Origin of the sequence: Xanthomonas graminis pv. graminis, from assembly GCF_030168915.1 — a bacterium.
Classification (GTDB): domain Bacteria; phylum Pseudomonadota; class Gammaproteobacteria; order Xanthomonadales; family Xanthomonadaceae; genus Xanthomonas_A; species Xanthomonas_A translucens.
On sequence record NZ_CP076255.1, the window covers coordinates 3957627 to 3974470 of the forward strand.

Annotated in this window: 15 protein-coding genes; 5 read left to right on the top strand and 10 right to left on the bottom strand. The window is 63.8% G+C overall.

Features of this window, described 5'->3' with window-relative positions:
• Positions 1-126 precede the first annotated feature (126 nt).
• From KHF85_RS17140 to KHF85_RS17150, 3 genes are read left to right on the top strand one after another with little or no spacing between them, the layout of a single operon-like run.
• Entirely contained in the window at positions 127-1431 is a 1305-nt protein-coding gene (locus KHF85_RS17140) for an NAD(P)/FAD-dependent oxidoreductase (RefSeq protein WP_284567582.1), read from the top strand.
• Positions 1428-1829: a GtrA family protein gene (locus tag KHF85_RS17145; RefSeq protein WP_284567583.1), complete on the top strand. Its 402-nt coding sequence runs from the start codon at positions 1428-1430 to the stop codon at positions 1827-1829. Before KHF85_RS17140 ends, KHF85_RS17145 begins: the two co-directional genes overlap by 4 nt.
• Positions 1826-3238 (top strand): hypothetical protein, encoded by a 1413-nt coding sequence (locus tag KHF85_RS17150; protein WP_284567584.1) that lies wholly within the window; start codon positions 1826-1828, stop codon positions 3236-3238. Before KHF85_RS17145 ends, KHF85_RS17150 begins: the two co-directional genes overlap by 4 nt.
• A 44-nt stretch (positions 3239-3282) precedes the next feature.
• Here the strand turns inward: KHF85_RS17150 and KHF85_RS17155 are convergent, their stop codons facing one another.
• Both KHF85_RS17155 and KHF85_RS17160 read right to left on the bottom strand, forming a co-directional pair.
• Positions 3283-3753 carry a hypothetical protein gene (locus KHF85_RS17155; protein WP_284567585.1) on the bottom strand — a complete coding sequence of 157 codons (471 nt, stop codon included), beginning with the start codon at positions 3751-3753 and terminating at the stop codon, positions 3283-3285.
• A gap of 71 nt (positions 3754-3824) precedes the next feature.
• On the bottom strand, positions 3825-4043 hold the full coding sequence (locus KHF85_RS17160; protein ID WP_284567586.1) for a hypothetical protein: 219 nt from the start codon (positions 4041-4043) through the stop codon (positions 3825-3827).
• Between the two features lie 403 nt (positions 4044-4446).
• Between KHF85_RS17160 and KHF85_RS17165 the strand changes: the two genes are divergently transcribed.
• Positions 4447-4617 (top strand): hypothetical protein, encoded by a 171-nt coding sequence (locus KHF85_RS17165; protein ID WP_284567587.1) that lies wholly within the window; start codon positions 4447-4449, stop codon positions 4615-4617.
• 175 nt (positions 4618-4792) lie between these two features.
• Here the strand turns inward: KHF85_RS17165 and KHF85_RS17170 are convergent, their stop codons facing one another.
• On the bottom strand, positions 4793-4918 hold the full coding sequence (locus KHF85_RS17170) for a hypothetical protein (RefSeq protein WP_284567588.1): 126 nt from the start codon (positions 4916-4918) through the stop codon (positions 4793-4795).
• A gap of 291 nt (positions 4919-5209) precedes the next feature.
• On the opposite strand from KHF85_RS17170, the gene KHF85_RS17175 reads away from it, so the two are divergent.
• On the top strand, positions 5210-6139 hold the full coding sequence (locus tag KHF85_RS17175; protein ID WP_284567589.1) for a methyltransferase domain-containing protein: 930 nt from the start codon (positions 5210-5212) through the stop codon (positions 6137-6139).
• 6 nt (positions 6140-6145) lie between these two features.
• On the opposite strand, the gene KHF85_RS17180 is transcribed toward KHF85_RS17175, so the two are convergent.
• The 7 genes from KHF85_RS17180 to KHF85_RS17210 are packed head-to-tail and all read right to left on the bottom strand — an operon-like array spanning position 6146 to position 16811.
• Entirely contained in the window at positions 6146-6646 is a 501-nt protein-coding gene (locus tag KHF85_RS17180; RefSeq protein ID WP_284567590.1) for a hypothetical protein, read from the bottom strand.
• A gap of 44 nt (positions 6647-6690) precedes the next feature.
• Positions 6691-8988, bottom strand: a complete 2298-nt coding sequence (locus tag KHF85_RS17185; RefSeq protein ID WP_284567591.1) for a glycosyltransferase family 2 protein — start codon at positions 8986-8988, stop codon at positions 6691-6693.
• 39 nt (positions 8989-9027) lie between these two features.
• On the bottom strand, positions 9028-11301 hold the full coding sequence (locus KHF85_RS17190) for a glycosyltransferase family 2 protein (protein WP_284567592.1): 2274 nt from the start codon (positions 11299-11301) through the stop codon (positions 9028-9030).
• Positions 11283-13397 (bottom strand): class I SAM-dependent methyltransferase, encoded by a 2115-nt coding sequence (locus KHF85_RS17195; protein WP_284567593.1) that lies wholly within the window; start codon positions 13395-13397, stop codon positions 11283-11285. The genes KHF85_RS17190 and KHF85_RS17195 overlap by 19 nt, the downstream gene beginning before the upstream one ends.
• A 37-nt stretch (positions 13398-13434) precedes the next feature.
• Complete coding sequence (locus KHF85_RS17200; RefSeq protein ID WP_409976716.1) at positions 13435-14799, bottom strand: ABC transporter ATP-binding protein; 1365 nt, start codon at positions 14797-14799, stop codon at positions 13435-13437.
• Positions 14789-15622, bottom strand: coding sequence for an ABC transporter permease (locus KHF85_RS17205; protein ID WP_003466755.1), 834 nt, complete (start codon positions 15620-15622; stop codon positions 14789-14791). The genes KHF85_RS17200 and KHF85_RS17205 overlap by 11 nt, the downstream gene beginning before the upstream one ends.
• 1 nt (position 15623) lies before the next feature.
• The gene (locus KHF85_RS17210; RefSeq protein ID WP_284567595.1) at positions 15624-16811 is read right to left on the bottom strand and encodes a cystathionine gamma-synthase; all 1188 of its coding nucleotides are present in this window, start codon (positions 16809-16811) and stop codon (positions 15624-15626) included.
• Positions 16812-16844 lie beyond the last annotated feature (33 nt).

Below are 16844 nucleotides of genomic sequence, written 5' to 3' on the forward strand. Positions count from 1 at the left end.
GCGCCTGTTCGGACTGCGCACCCCGCCACCGCATCACCCATGGCGATGACACGCTAAACTTGCCTCCTGCCTGCCGCGCCACCGCCTGATTGCTGGCGCCGGCGCCCCCCTACTGAAGCCAATGACATGACCTCAAAGAAGCACTACGCGATCGTCGGCGCCGGCCCCATGGGCCTGATGGCGGCCGTTCGGCTCCTCGACGCCGGCCACAGCGTGGACATCTACGAACGCGACGACCGCATCGGCGGCATGTCTGCCACCTTCGATTTCGATGGCCTTCCGATCGAGCGCTACTACCACTTCATCTGCAAGACCGACGATCCGCTGTTCGCCCTGCTGGCCCGTTACGGCCTGTCCGACAAGCTGCATTGGACGGATACCAAGATGGGCTATTTCTACAACGGAACCCTCTACAAGTGGGGAACGCCGTTCGCCTTGCTGGGCTTCCCGCATCTTGGGCCGATCAGCAAGTTGCGCTACGCGCTGCACGTCATGTACACCAAGGGCATCAAGGACTGGACGGCGCTGGACAAGGTCAATGCGACCACGTGGATCCGCAAGTGGATCGGCGACAAGGCGTACGACGTGATGTGGAAGGACGCATTCCGGCTGAAGTTCTTCGAGTACCGGGACAATCTTTCCGCCAGCTGGATCGGCACGCGCATCAAGCGCATCGCGCTGTCGCGGCGCAGCCTCATGCACGAGAGCCTTGGCTACCTGGATGGCGGCTCGATGACCCTGCTCGACAAGATGGCCGCGGACATCACCGCCCGCGGCGGTCGCATTGTGTTGTCGCAGGGCATCGACGAAGTCGTCAGCGAAAACGGCAGCGTCAGCGGCGTGCGCGCCGGCGGCCAGTTCGTTGCCTACGATGGCGTGGTCTCCACGGCCCCCATCCAATACGTGCCGGCGATGGTGCCGAGCCTGCCGCCCGATTTCAGCGCCCAGATCCGCGCCATCGAAAATATTCCGGTCGCCTGCGTCATCCTCAAACTGAAGCAGCCGGTCAGCGAAAACTTCTGGATGAACATCAGCGACCCGAGCATCGCGATCCCGGGCGTGATCGAGTACAGCAACCTCAATCCCACTACGCCGCCGGGGCAGAAGATCCTGTACGCCCCGTTCTACATGCCCAAGACCCACCCGAAATGGAGCATGCGCAACGACGCGCTGATCGAAGAGGTGCTTGGCTATCTGCCGAAGCTGAATCCGTCCTTCCAGCGCGACTGGGTGCTGGCGACCCACTGCCACCGCTATGAATTCGCGCAGACCATCTGCCCGCCGGGCTTCCAGGATCGCCTGCCGGCAATGCGCACGCCGCTGCACGGGTTTTTCATGGCCGACACCGCCTATTACTACCCGGAGGACCGCTCGATCTCCGAGAGCCTGCAAGCGGCCGACCGCCTGGCAGACGCCGTACTTCACGCATGACATCGCGCAAGTTCATCAAGTTCCTGCTGGCGGGAGGAACCGCTGCCGCCGCCAACTTCGGCTCGCGCATCCTGCTCGGCCACGTCATGCCGTACACATGGTCGATCGTGGTGGCCTATCTGATCGGCATGCTCACCGCGTTCGTGCTCAACCGCATGTTCGTGTTCGAAGCGGCCAGCACCGGCCTGAGGCACCAGGCCATCTGGTTCACCCTGATCAATATCGCCGCCGTGCTGCAGACGCTCGCCTGCAGCCTGATCCTTGCACGCTGGATTTTTCCGGCGATGGGCATGCGCTTCCATCCTGAAACGCTGGCGCACGCGATCGGCGTGGCGGTGCCCGTCTTCACCAGCTACTTCGGCCACAAGGCACTCACCTTCAAGGAGCGACCGGCATGAACGGTGCTGACACGCGCCATGCAAGCGGCGGCCTTGTCCAGAGTCGGCCCTATCCGGCCTGGCTGATCGCCGTGGCAGTGGGCCTGATCGCACTCGCCGCACGCCTGCTGTACATCCAATACTTTGCCGTCAGCATGCCGTTCTGGGATCAATGGGACGCGGAAGGCGACCATCTGCTCAAACCGCTGCTGTCGGGCTCGCTAAGCTTGGCCGATCTGTTGCATGCGCACAACGAACATCGGATTCTGCCGACCAGGTTGGTGACGCTGGCGAGCTACCTTGCAACCGGACAGTGGAACAACATCTACGAAGCCAGGATCAGTGCGGCGATCTACGCCATGATTCCCGCCATTCTGGTCTGGCACGGCATGCGCATCGGCCCCTCGCTGCGCTCGCGCGTGTTGTTGATCGCGGTGGCGACCTGCGCGGCGGTGCTGCCCTACTCCTGGGAGAACTTCCTGGTCGGCTTCCAGAGTCAGTTCTACTTCCTGATCCTGTTTGCCATCTTGGCTGTCTCGCTCGCCGCGGCAATGCACGACAACATCATCGCCATCGGCGGCGTTGTCGTGCTCTGCGTGATCAGCGCGCTCACGATGGCATCGGGCCTGCTGACGCCGGTCGCAGCGGCGCTCACCTATGCGCTGGCCGCCCGGCTGCTGCCTGGACGCAGATGGCCATCCGTCCTGGCCATTTGCCTGCTGATGGCGATCGCCGTGCTGGCGTACAAAAGCATGCCGGTCATTCCTGAGCATGCCGTCATGCGCTCGCAATCCGCGCTCGAGCTGTTTGGCGGACTGACCCGCGTGTTGAGCTGGCCGGTGCGCGGCATGCACGTGCCTGCGCTGCTGCTTTGGCTTCCCGGCGTGCTCGGCTTGGCATTGACGCTGCATGCCCGGCCAGCCGGCAAGACCGACATCACGATGGCCGGTCTGCTGGCCTGGGGCGGCCTGCAGGCCGCCGCCATTGCCTATGGGCGAGGCCACGATCTGGTGGAGCTGTCTCCGCGCTATACCGAGATTCTCATTCCCGGGTTGTTCGCAAATGCCTGGTTCGCCATCCGCCTGCTGCAACTGCGTCACAGCGTTCCTGCGCTGGTCCAACGCGGCACTTACGCGGTCGCAGCACTGTTTACGCTCACCTTGTTCGGTGGCTGGGCCGAGCGATTCCACGTCGATATGGAGGCGCTGCGCGCCCGCCACGAAGCCACGCAGGCGCAGGCGCAAAGCGTGCTGTACTACATCGCCTCCAAGGACGACGTCACGTTCGAAAGCGGGCAGCTACCGCTGCCTTATCCGAATTCGCAGCGGCTACACCAGCTCCTGCAAGATCCGTATCTGCTGCAGGCGCTTTCCGGCAGCGACCGGCCCAGGCCGCTGCACAGCTTCACCTCGCCGAACGACGTGCGCTAGCGGCGGCTAGCGCCCGCCAGCAGGTATGGCGCTAAACGCAGCGCTCAAGGCGCGCCAGCGGCGAGCGTTCCCATTGCGCATGCCGACGCGGCCTTGTCGCGTCCATACACCAGAAAGACGCGATAGCTTCCGGGCTGGATGGCCGGCAACCATACCCGCTGGTTGTAACCCGATCGCAGCAACGCCGGCGTGCCGAACGCCTGGGCGACATCCGGCCGTGCTCCGCCAGCGACGATGGGAACCGCGTACGACGCCGCAGCGGAGTTCAGCACGAGGGTCGCCGCATCGGGCACCGCATCCGCCGCATCGGCCATCCAGCCGCCGAACGTGACCCAGCCACGCGGCCTGACCCGGGCCTGCTGTGCCGGCTTGCCGTCGACCGCATCCAGGCTGCAGCGCCCACCAGCAGGCAAGTCAGAAACCGGCCCCGCATACGGCACGAACGCCGGCTCGGTCGCCGCAGCGATGCCTTCGTCGGAAATCGGCGGCTGTCTGTAGCACCCAGCGAGCGTCATGCCAACCGCCAGCGCAAACCAAGGCAGTCGGCGGTGACTCGTCCCGATGCTTGCGGCGCAACGTCGCGCGCTCATGCAAGTGCTCTACACGAAGATTGCGGTTCCCCATGGCGCGGCGGATAGGCCAGCGTGAACGGAGTCGATTCCACCGTGAGATCGACGTTGTAGCAAAGATCCTGCTGCAACGCCTTGCCCCAGCGCGCCGTCATGAAGCTCTCCTGGCGCTTGAAGCGGGCGATCTTCTCCGGGCCGGTCTCGTAGCCACGCGAAGCCGATTCGTGGCGATACAACTCGGCGAACGGAGTCCACAGGTTGCGCGATAGACAGTCAGGTGGCAGACGCAGTTCTGCGAAAGGAACAGGTCAGGATTCCAGTACGACTTGAAGCAGGGATCCGAACACTTCCCTTCCACTTCGATCTTGTCTTCGTCGGTGAACAGGTACCAGCCGCCAGCCAGGGCTTCGCGCTGCCAACGCAGTTCCACCTGGGGATCGCTACCGGAGGCCCACCATGCCGCATCGTGCGACGCCGTGACGGGGAAGCTGGAAGCCAGCGGCGCAACCTGCTGCAGTGGAGTGACGCTAAGTGCAATCGTTTCGGACATCTAACTCTCGGGGAAAAAGTCCCCCGGGGCGCCGGGGACGCATCCTCTACAGGATAAACAGGATGTGAATTCCGTGCCAGCACCAGTGCATGACGGTCGGGATCGAGCGAGAACGCGGGCGCTTCGAGCGACAGGCATGGGCCATACGCCGGGTTGTCACCGAGCATCTGCTGGCAACGCGACTGCATCATGGCGACCTCGCCGGCGAACCGCGCCTGCTTGACGGATCGTCCTCGATGCCACGGCTGGCCGATTCATGATGGTAGGCCTGGGCATGCGGCGTCCACGCATTGTCGTAACCGTGCGCACACAGCCGCAGACAGAAGTCGACATCGTTGACCGCCACTGCCATCGATTCATCCAGGCCACCCACTGCGACATAGGCCGCACGCGTCACCGCCAGACATGCCGCAGTGACCGCAGAATAGCGCTGCGTCAGCAAAGCGCGTACCCGCCGGCGAAATCGTGCGGCGCATGGGAGAAGGCATGCGCCGCGACGTCGCCAATGCCCAGCACGCCACCTGCAGCAGGTTGCAGCGAACCGTCCGAATAGAACAGCACGGAATTGGTAGACAGATCGGGCGCGCTTGCCCTGCAACAGCGCAATACGTTGCAGTGTCTACGTACCGGCAACCCAAAAGCATTGAACGCATCCCATTTCGAGATACCCTACACAAGGTCGGATCTTCTGCGCCAGATGCTCGACGACCCAATGTTGCGAAAATCTTGCCCACCAAAGAAGACTGAGGCACGCTCGCAAGCATACGTCGCGATCAGATTCGGCACCAAGCCTTTCCAGGAGAATACCGTTCGGCCTTTTTTTGCAATTGCAATTGGTCATTGGAGTAGTTGATGGATCGTACTGCATGGTTGCGCCAAGGCATCACAGAAAATTACCTGGGGCTGGAGATTGGTCCGCTTAATCGACCCATCGTAGGCAGGCCGGGAGCGCAGATCCGCTATGCCGACCACCTGGGACGGGAAGCGCTCATTCAAAAGTATGCGGCCCATTCAGGGGTGGATCCAGCAGGCATTCCAGAGATCGATTACATCATCGGCCCGGGCGGACTACTCGCGGCGGTGGGTGAAGACCGGTTTCGCTATCTCATCGCATCGCATGTCATTGAGCATGTTCCGAACCCGATCAAATGGCTGACCGACATTCACACGCTGCTAGAGGATGGAGGATGGCTGGCACTGGCGATACCGGATCGAGGACGCTGCTTCGACGCCCTGCGGCGGGAAACCACCGCTGGAGAATGGGTGGAGGCAGCGCTGCTGGAACATTCGCGCCCTTCGCCTGGTCGCATCTTCGATGCGCTCGCAAATGAAGTGAAGCTAGATGATCAAATCAGCTGGAACCATCAGCCAGCACTTGAGGAACTCAAACTCAGCCGCAAGCCGGACCACGCGTTGTCGATTGCACGGCATGTGTTGGCGAGCGGCGAATATTTCGACGTTCACTGCTGGGCATTCACACCGGAATCCTTCTGCAATTTAATGCGCACTGTCGTGGCCGCCGGCATGCTGGACCTTCATCTTCTCGAATTGCGCGGCACCGCGGAAAACGAATTCCTGGTCAGGCTCGGCCGTGCTGATCACATGGACCGGCCATCGCGGATGGCCAGTTATCCCGCAGCAGGCGAGCGTTACCGCTCGCTGCCGGAAGGATTCGACGCCAACCTCTACTATCACCTCAATCCTGATGTACGCGCGGCCGGGGTGGATCCCAACGATCACTACGTCGAGTACGGACGTAGCGAGCAACGGCGCTGGCGCTGATTGCGATCAGTCGATGATGGTCAGATCGATGTTCAGATTGCACTCGGTCGCAGGCTCTCCACCATTGACGATGGAAAGAGCGTACTTGCCAGGCGCCACCCCTCCAAGCGAAAGCGTGACGTTATAGCCGGACTTGGCCAGACCCGGAGCGCCCAGTACCGACACCACATCCTGGCGCTCGCCACCCGCACGAAGCGGATACTGATAGGACTGCCCTTGTCCTTTGAAGATCAGCTCGGCTTTCTCGGGAACCTGCTTTTGCGCATCGCCCATCCAACCTGCGAACAATGCGCTGGTCCCGGTCTTGAGCGACGCGTTCGCCGCCGGCGTACCGTTCACTGAATCCAATGCACAGTCGCCACCGGCGGCAAGGGGTTGCACGGGGATTTGGTATACCGCCGATTTGACTGCATCGGTGCTCTGATCTCCCGGGATCGGAGCTTCATGCTGCTGACACGCGACCAGCGAGGTCAGCATCAGGGGAACAATCAAGGTAATCGGTCGCACGGCAGGACTCCAGATTAATTGGCATGACGCCAGAAGAAGCTATTTTAGCTCACAACGCGTGGTGGATAAGCTAACGTGAATGGCGTCGATTCGGTTGTCAAATTGACGTTGTAGTACGGATCTTGCTGCAACGCCTTGCCCCAGCGCGCCTTCATGAAGCTCTCCTCGCGCTTGAAGCGAGCGATCTTCTCCGGGGTGGTCTCGTAGCCGCGCGACGCCGATTCGTGGTGATACAGCTCGGCGAACGGGGTCCACAGGTTGCGATAGCCGGCCTCGCGCACGCGCAGGCAAAAGTCCACGTCGTTGAAGGCCACTTCCAGTTGCTCGTCCAGGCCACCGACCTGCTCGAACACCGAACGGCGCACGATCGCGCAGGCCGCGGTCACCGCGCTCAGACTCTGCGCCAAACCACCTCGGTGTTTATCGCCCGGCCAACCGCGCGCCATGCCCACATAGCAATGCCCGGCCACGCCACCGATGCCGAGGATCACGCCGGCGTGCTGGATCGTGTTGTTCGGGTAATACAGCATCGCGCCCACCACGCCGATCTCGGGGCGCAGTGCGTGGCCGACCATCTCGTCCAGCCAATCGCGACTGATGACTTCGATATCGTTGTTGAGCAGCCCCAGCACCGTGCCGCGCGCCGCGCGTGCGCCGGCGTTGTTGATCGCCGAGTAGTTGAACGGATGCGGATACGGCAACACGCGCACGCGCGAATCCTGCTGGACCTGCGCGAAATACTCCCTGGACGCCAGCTCCTGGGAATCGTTGTCGATGACCACGATTTCGTAGTTCGGGTAGTCGGTGCGCTCCAGGATCGAATCGATGCACTGCTTGAGCAGATCGATGCGATCGCGGGTGGGAATCAGCAGACTGACCAGCGGCGCCGGTTCCGGCAGCGGATACGAAATGCGGAAATAGCCGCTGTAGCTCGGCATCTCCAGCACCTTCGCGCCGTTGCCGGTTCGGTCCAGATGCGCCTGGACCGCGCGCAGCGCGGCAAGATGCGCATACGACTTTTCACCCGGCGCCATCGCGGTGGAGCCGCTGATCATGCGCCAGTGATACAGCACCAGCGGAAGATGGCCGACCGCATCGTGCGGCAGCGTCTCGGTGATGCGCAAGGTCAGGTCCCAATCCTGCGCGCCCTCGAATCCCTCGAGGAAACCGCCGACCGCGCGCACGGTTTCGGCGCGATAGACGGTCAGGTGGCAAACGCAGTTCTGCGAAAGGAACAGGTCAGGATTCCAGTCCGACTTGAAGTAGGGATCCGAACGCTTCCCTTCCACGTCGATCTTGTCTTCGTCGGTGAACAGCATCTGCCACTGCGGATTGTTCTCGAACGCGTGGACGCTCTTGAGCAGGGCCAAGGGATGCAGTTCGTCGTCGTGGTCGAGCAAGGCCACGAACTCGCCCCTGGCCATCTGCAGGGCCGTGTTCGACGCCGCGGAAATATGCCCGTTCTGCTCGCGCCGCTGGAACCGCACGCGATCGTCGCGTTCGGCATACTCGGCAAGCACCTGCATCACCACTGGATCGGTGGAGGCATCGTCGGCGATGCACAACTCCCAATTCGGGTAGACCTGCTCGCGCACGCTTTCGATGCAGCGCCGCAACCAGCGCTCGGGCGTGTTGTACGTCGGCACGATGACCGAAACCAGCGGCCTGCGCGTCAGCGAGGCGAGTTCCGCATCTGCCGCCGCCTGCCACTCGGCATCGCGGCAATCGTAGAACTCCTGCCATACCTCGTAATCGGAGAAAGACCCCGAAAGCATGCGCGTCGCGTATTCGTGATAGAGCCGATCGGCCATGCTGCGGACGCCCTTGGTCAGCAGATCGATCGCCGTTCGCGCCAATAGCCGCAGCTTGCTCACACCGCCTTCGCGGCGATCGAACGATGCGCTGAACAGACGCCGCATGGCGTCGCCGCGCTGGATGCGCTGCAGGTGCAGAACGGAATGACTGAAATCCATCGGCGCGACGGAAGGATCGAAGCGGATGCCGGTGGTGGACTCCACCAGACGCACCACGATCTCGAACCGCCGCGTTTCGCCGCCGGGGATATTCAGAGGAAGATCGATGCGCTCGGCCTCGCCGCTGTGCCTGACCCGATACGTCGGATACAGCACCGGCGCGAACATGCGCCCGCGATGGACCGACAGCTCGCCAGTGAGCAGGTACCAGCCGCCGGCCAGGGCATCGCCCTGCCAACGCAGTTCCAACTGAGGGGCGCTACCCGAGGCGCGCCACGCTGCAGCATGCGATGCCGTGGCGGGAAATGCGGGGGCCAGCGGCGCAATCTGCTGCAGCGGAGTGACGCTAAGTGCAATCGTTTCGGACATCTAACTCTCGGGGAAAGTCCCCCGGGTCACCGGGGGAGCTTACTCTATAGGATAAACGGGATGTGAACCGCGTGCCAGCACTGGCGCGTGACGGTCGGGATCCAGCGAGAACGCGGGCGCATCGAGCGACAGGCATGGGCTATAGGCCGGGTCGTCGCCGAGCACCTGCTGCCAACGCGCCTGCATCGTGGCGACCTCGCCGGCAAACCGCGCCTGCTTGACCGGATCATCCTCGATGCCCCGGCTGGCCGATTCATGATGGTAGGCCTGGGCATGCGGCGTCCATGCATTGTCGTAACCGTGCGCGCATAGCCGCAGACAGAAATCGACATCGTTGAACGCCACCGCGATCGATTCATCCAGGCCGCCCACTGCGACATAGGCCGCGCGTGTCACTGCCAGGCACGCCGCAGTGACCGCCGAATAGCGCTGCGTCAGCAACGCGCGGCCGTACTCGCCGGCGAAATCGTGCGGCGCGTGGGCGAAGGCATGTGCGGCGACACCGCCGATGCCCAGCACCACACCGGCATGTTGCAGCGCCCCGTCCGGGTAGAACAGCTTCGCGCCGATCGCGCCGGCCCCCGGGCGCGACGCCAGCCGCACCAGTTCCTGCAGCCACCCCGCATCGGTGATTTCGATATCGTTGTTGAGCAGGACCACGATCTGCGCAGTGCAATGCGCCACGGCGTAGTTGTTGATCGCGGAATAATTGAACGGGTGGTCGTAGCGCAATATCCGCACCCGCGGATCTTGGCCGACCGCCTCGAAATAGGCATGCGAGCGCGCTTCGACGGAGCCGTTGTCCACCACCGTGATGCGATAGCGCGAATACGCTGTTTTGGCCAGCAGCGTGGAAATGCACTGCTCGAGCAGATCGATGCGATCGCGCGTCGGGATGATGATCTCCACGTCCGGCTCGGCGTCCAGCGCATGCTGCACACGCAAGCGCTGCCGGTCCAGCACATCGATCCGCGCGCCTTGCGGCTGCAAGGCCGCGCCGAGCACGCGCGCACGCGCCATCGCATCCGCTTCGCTACGCGCAAACGGCGCGCAGATCGGACCGACGTCGCCGTTCACGTGACGCAACATGTGCGGCAGGTGCAGCGGGATCGCGGCGCGCTCGTGGATCAGCGCGCACAGCAGCGAGAACCACGGCGCATCCGGGTCGAGGCCATTGAGCAGGCCATCCGCAAGCGCCGCCTTGCGCACGCAGGCACTGCGCCCGAGATAGTCCTGTTCGTACCAGCGCAGGCGGTCCCACGCCGGCTTGAACAGCGGCGCGAAACGCCGTCCGTCTTCATCCACCCTGTCCTCGTCGCTGTACACCACGGTCGCGGCATCAAGCGACATCAGCTGAGAGAGCACCTTGGCGATCATCGGATGGAGGCGATCGTCCGCCGCCAGCACCGTCACGTATGCGCCTTGCGCAGCGCGCACACGCGCACCCAGCAACGCCGAAGCATCCACCCTGCGCAGCGATGGCAACGCCCGCTGCACGGGCCACTCGCCCAGTTGCCGGGCATCGGCCACGATTTCGACCGCCTGCCCCGCCAGGCAACCGAGCGCAGCGAGGCATGCCGCGAAATCCGCTCCCGGCCGATCGTGCAATATCAGCGAGAGCACAGGAGCCTGGACATCGATGTCGCTGCCTGGCATCGACACCAGCTCGGCCAGCCGCCGATCCTCGCGCAGTACCCAGGTCGCATAGCCGGCATCGCGCGCCGCCGTGTCCGCACGCTCGCTGCGCAGCAGGGCCTGCAACGACGCGTTCGCGCCCTGCTCGCGCCACTGCAACTGCGCCTCATCGACCAGTTCGAGCGCTTCCTGTGGCGCATCGCGCAGTCGCTCACCGACACCGCCGCGCAGCAGCAACCAGAAGGCTTCGCGCTCGCTCAACCGGTAACACTCCAGCGGCCCCAGCGCGAACCGCGCATAGGCGTTGGTCGGGTCGAACCTCAACGCCTGCAGCGGCGCGGGAAACTGCACCACGACATCCAGGCGGCCACGGCCAGCGGCCAGCGCAAGATCGATGCGGGTGTCTTCGGCGATCCCGTTTCCATAATCCGGATAGAGGCAGGGGTTGGCCAGGCGTCCATCCAGTTCGCGCAAGACGCCGCGCAGCCGGTACCAGCCGGCGGCAAGCGGCAGTGCCGACTGGCCAAGCGCGAACTGCGGATCGGACCCGACCGATTCCCAGGTCGCAACCTCGCCAGCGGCGATGCAGGCAAGATCGGCCAACGGCCTCGCATCCCAACGCATGCGCGTCGGCGATCGTTGCCCCGAATCCGCCGCACTCACCGCAACTTCCACCATTTGCGTCGGTGCAACTGCGCAAGCGTGGCGATTTGCTGGCTCTGCGTCGTAGCGAGCGCATCCACCTTGGCTTCCAGCGCTACCCCTCGCTCCATCCGATCCAGCGCGTCGCTGAGCCGGCTGGTCAATTCATCCTGCAGCGCACTCCAGTGCTGGATCGAATCGACCAGACGATCGTCGGTGGCGACGATACGGTCATACAAGGCGCCCTGGCCCTCGGCCAACTGCTGGACGACGGCCTGAATCCGCTGCAACACCGGCACCGTCTGCGCCAGACCGTCTCCAAGCGCAGTGTGCAGCGCCGCGATGGAGGCATACATGTTCACGCCGTGTCGCCCCGCCAGATTGAGCGAATGTTGCAGCGACGCGAGCCCGTCGGCGATCTGTGCGTGCTGGTACCCGGAGGCAGCAACCGTCGCTGCTGCACGCGGCACGAGCGCATCGAGCATACGTTCGACCGCTTCGCGCTGGTCCTTGCCCGTGACCTGGCGCTGAAATGCCAATTCGCGCTCAAACCAGAGATCGAAACCAGCACTTGCCGAAGGAGCCAACACTCCGGCCACCACATCCAGCAACAAGGCCCGCAAGGTGATCGGCTCGCCTGCCTCCATCGGCGCCACGACACTGCCGCCATAGGTGAACAACAGCGAACGCAACAACAGCCAGCCAAGCGTCGGGCGCTCGGCGACCCACTCGCGATCGAAGTAGACGATCCTGCCATCGGCGGTGCACAACAAATTCGATGGTGTGGCATCCAGGTAGTCGTCGGGCAAAACGCTGTCGACGCTGTCCAATGCAATGGCATGCCCCTCGTCGTGCAGAACCTGCGCCAAGGCGTGCAAGTAGCGTTGTACTTCCGCAGCCAAGTCGGCCTGCGTCCAGCCATGCTGACTCAGGACTGCACGCATGCCGTCGACCAGCAAGGAACCCTGGAAATAGGCCGTATCGCTTTCCACATGCAGACGAACCCCACCCTCTGCCGCTGGTAAGTCGGACAACCTGCGTGCATGTACCCGCACCGATTGGTCCTGCTCCGCCACGAAAAGCGCTTCCCGAGCATAGGCGCCCATCCGCTGCGTGCTGTAGTGATACGCCAACGCCGTTTGTTCGGCCATCGCCGCGTCGTCGGCCACCGCTTCCACCAGGAACGAATTGGCCAGATCCAGCGCCAGGCCATTGGCGGCGACGACCGGCCAGGCGCGCTGAAGGTTGAACGTCGTCGGCGTGAGTTGAGGATCTAGGAGAACCGCCTGCGCCGCCAGCGCGCCGGCATTGAACACGGCGGGGTCGGCCGAGATGCCACGCTCGGTCAGGATCGTTGCCGGCATCTTGTAATCCGGCAACGGCGCCGAGAAACGACTGCGTGCGTAGCCGGCACGCCGCAGCAGCGAGTCGAGCTCATGCCGCCCGTAGGTACGTGCACCGCGCGGCTGATAGCGATCTTCCAACCCCACCATTGGATGCCCCAGGTGGTCTTCCGGCACGCCAGCCATATACTTCAAGCCCAGCTGATTCTCGATGGCCAGAATCAGGCGTCCTCCTGGTGCCAGCAACCGCTTTGCGGCCTGCAACATGTGCAGCGCGGAATTCTGCGCGTCGGAGAACAGGCTGGCGTATTCCAGCACGCCGATCAGGGTCACCACGTCGAAGCGCTGGGCGACGGAAAAATCCTGGAACCGCTCTGCCACCACAGCGACATTACGCAGTTCGCGAGTGCGCTCGCGTGCGATGCTTGCGCGCCGCAGCGACCCCTCCAGCGCCAGCACGTCGGCCCCGCTCTCGCCGAGATAGCGCGTAACCGCACCGCAGCCAGCGCCGATTTCGAGAACCCTCGCACCCGGCTGAAAATACTGCGCGAACGGCCGCAGCAGGTTCGCGCGCTCCGTGGACAGGTGATAACGGCTCGGCCAATCGACGCAAGCGGCCGCCAGCTCGCAAGAGAACACGCTGACATCGGTAGCCGCGCGCAATGTCGCCAACAACCCATCTTCGGAGCTGTCTCCATCGCTGTAGTCGATGCTGTCATAGCCTTCGCGGCGCCATACGGCAACGTCAGCAGGCATGACATAGCCAGCTGCTGCCAATAAATCAATCATGCAATGCATCCTTTTGAATCATCGTCGGCGTGATTGATCAAAAAGCTTGGCGAGAACTTGCGATTTCCAGCCGCATGTCCAGCCCGCCCATACCGAAGAAATCGGCGTTGATCACCTTGAAATGGATGCTGTCGTAGCGTCTGTCGTGGGGCACCACATCCTCTTCGCCACGGCTGGCCACGCCGACAGACAGAAAATAGTCGCCATCGGCCAGGTCGCAGCGGAAGGCGGCCACGACATCGACCGTGCTGCCGGCAGCGCCGCCAGCGGTGAACGCGGGCAGCGGCTTGTACTCGGTATTGGTCCCGTAAACGACCACACCCTCGGTCGTCTTCAAGGTGAAGCCGACGATCGGCCTGACCACCTCGCGATCGAACACCAGTCTGACCACGAGGCGCACTTCCTGGCCGGACTCGAGAATCGGCGGATACAGTGTTTGCGCCGAGCGCAACTCGAAGTCGGTGATGCGCACGGCCGCATCGCCCCAGCGGAATTCGTGCGGGTTGTAGTTGGGACGCGACTCGTAGCCACCGCCTTCGCCGGCGAACGGCAGCGTCTGTGCGAATGGCGCATCCGCGGCCCGCTCGCCCGCGTCGGGCGCGGGAGCCTCGCTGTCGCCGCTGCCGAACAACAAATTGTAGTAGGCGTTGACCACGTCCTTGGGTTTGCCTTGACGCAGCACGCGGCCGCCATCGAGCAACTGCGCGAACTCGCAATGCTGGACGATCTGATCGGCCGAGTGGCTGACCAGCAGGATCGAAGCGCCATCGTCCTTGAGCTGTTTCAGCCGCGCGAAGCATTTGGCCTGGAACTTGGCGTCGCCGACCGACAAGGCTTCATCGACGATCAACAGCTGCGGATGCACCTGCGCCTGCACCGCGAACGCCAGGCGCACCACCATGCCGCTGGAATAGCTGCGGATCGGCTGGTCGATGAACGCACCGATGTCGGCGAAAGCGAGGATGCGATCGAGGCTGGCATCCACTTCTTCCTTGCTCAACCCGAGGATGGCTGCATTGAGATAGACGTTCTCGCGCCCAGTGAACTCGGGATTGAAGCCGCTTCCCAGCTCCAGCAATGCCGCCACGCGCCCCTTCACCTGGATGCTGCCCTCGGTCGGGGTCAGCGTGCCGGCGATCATCTGCAGGAAGGTCGATTTTCCCGAGCCGTTGCGGCCGATGAGGCCGACCGTCTGGCCGCGGCGCACCTGCAGGTCGGCACCGCGCAATGCCCAGAATTCCCGGTAGTAGCGCCGCGAGCCGCCCACCAGACCCTGCAGCAAACGGTGCGAAGGCCGGTCGTAGATGTGGTAGCACTTGCCGACGCCACGCGCGTCGACCACCAGGTCGGCGTCGCTGAACATCGGGCTGCCCGATTGCACGGCCAGGGGCTTAGAGGACATCGGCGAACCCCCGGCGCGTCTTCTGGAACACGAAGTAGCCGAAATAGGCGAACGCCAGCGCACCGAGCGTGTACATCCCCAGGCCCGCCCAATCCGGCGCGCGTCCCCAGAACGCCACGTCGCGCGCCTCGTCGATGATGAAGGTCAAGGGATTGAGGTGGAACACGAACTGGTACTTCGGCGGCAGCGTGCTCACCGGAACGATGGCGGAGGACAGAAACAAGGTGGCCGTGGCGATCACGCCGGTCATCTGCCCGATATCGCGCAGGAACACGCTCAGCGAGGACAGCAGCCATCCCAGGCCAAGCAACCCGACCGCCAGCGGCAGGAACACGATCGGCAGGAAGATCAGCGTCGGGTGCATTTCATGCCGCACGATCAGGTTCAGCACCACGAACACCAGGGAATTGGTACAGGCGTGGAACAGGGCCGACAGCACCATCGTCCAGGGCAGGACATCGAGCGGAAACACGATCCGCTTGACCAGGTTCGCATTGCCGATGACCAGGGTGGGCGCGCGCGTCAGGCATTCGGCGAACAGGCCGTGCACGATCAGGCCGAGGAACAGCAGCATCGCGAAGTCGGCGATGTTGCCGCTGGTCCCCGGCCAGCGCGATTTCAGCACGTAGCCGAACGCCAAGGTGTAGATGATCAGCATCATGAAGGGACTGATCAGCGACCACAGCAGGCCGAAGCTGGCCCCACGATAGCGACCGAGCACGTCGCGTCGGGTCATCTCCATCGTCAGGCTGGGATAGTGCAGCCAGGCATGGAACGGTCCGGTCGGCGAAATGCGATTCGCTCGTTGCAGCACGTCGTGCATGTCAGCTCCGCAGCGCGCGATCGAGGTCGGCTTGCAAATCCCCCACATCCTCGACCCCCACGCTCAAACGCACCAGCGCATCGCTGATGCCGAGCTGGGCGCGACGTTCCACCGGCACCGAGGCGTGGGTCATGAGCGCAGGATGGTTGACCAGGCTTTCCACACCGCCCAGCGATTCGGCCAGGGTGAACAGCTCGGTGCGTTCGCAGAAGCGCTTGGCCGCCTCCAGACCGCCCTTGAGCACGATCGAGACGATGCCGCCGAAGCCGGACATCTGCCGCTGCGCCAGGGCGTGCTGCGGGTGCGAGACCAGACCGGGATAGATCACTTTGTCGAGCGCCGGATGGGTGTCCAGCCACTGCGCCAGTTGCAGCGCGTTGTCGCAATGCGCGCGCATGCGCAGCGGCAGGGTCTTGAGCCCGCGCAGCGCCAGGAAGCTGTCGAACGGGCCCTGCACGCCGCCCACCGAGTTCTGCAGGAACGCCAGTTGCTCGGCCAGTTCGGCGTTGGCACCGACCACGGCGATGCCGCCGACCATGTCGGAGTGGCCGTTGAGGTATTTGGTGGCCGAATGCACCACGATGTCCGCGCCCAGCTGCAGCGGGCGCTGCAGCATCGGCGAGGCGAAGGTGTTGTCCACCGCCACCAGCAGGCCGTGCTGGCGTGCGATCGCGGCGATCGCGGCGATGTCGACGATCTTCAGCATCGGGTTGGTGGGCGTCTCGATCCACACCATCCTGGTCTTGGAGGTGATCGCGGCGGCGAACGCGGCCGGATCGGTCAGGTCGACGAAGCTGAAGTCCAGTGCGGCGGTGCGCCGGCGCACGCGCTCGAACAGGCGGTAGCTGCCGCCGTACAGGTCGTCCATCGCCACCACGTGGCTGCCGCTGTCCAGCAGTTCCATCACCGTGGAGGTGGCGGCCATGCCCGAGGCGAACGCGAAGCCGCGGGTGCCGGCTTCCAGCGCGGCCACGCAGCGCTCGTAGGCGAAGCGGGTCGGATTGTGGGTGCGCGAGTACTCGAAGCCCTGGTGTTCGCCGGGGCTGGATTGGGCGTAGGTGGAGGTCGCATAGATCGGCGGCATCACCGCGCCCGTGGACGGGTCCGGATGCTGGCCGCCATGGATCGCCAGGGTCGCCAGCGACAGCGCAGGGCCGTCACCATTGGGGTTGGACGTGTGGTCCGTCATGAGGGGTTCCCGGAGAAGGGGCGTGATTCTAGC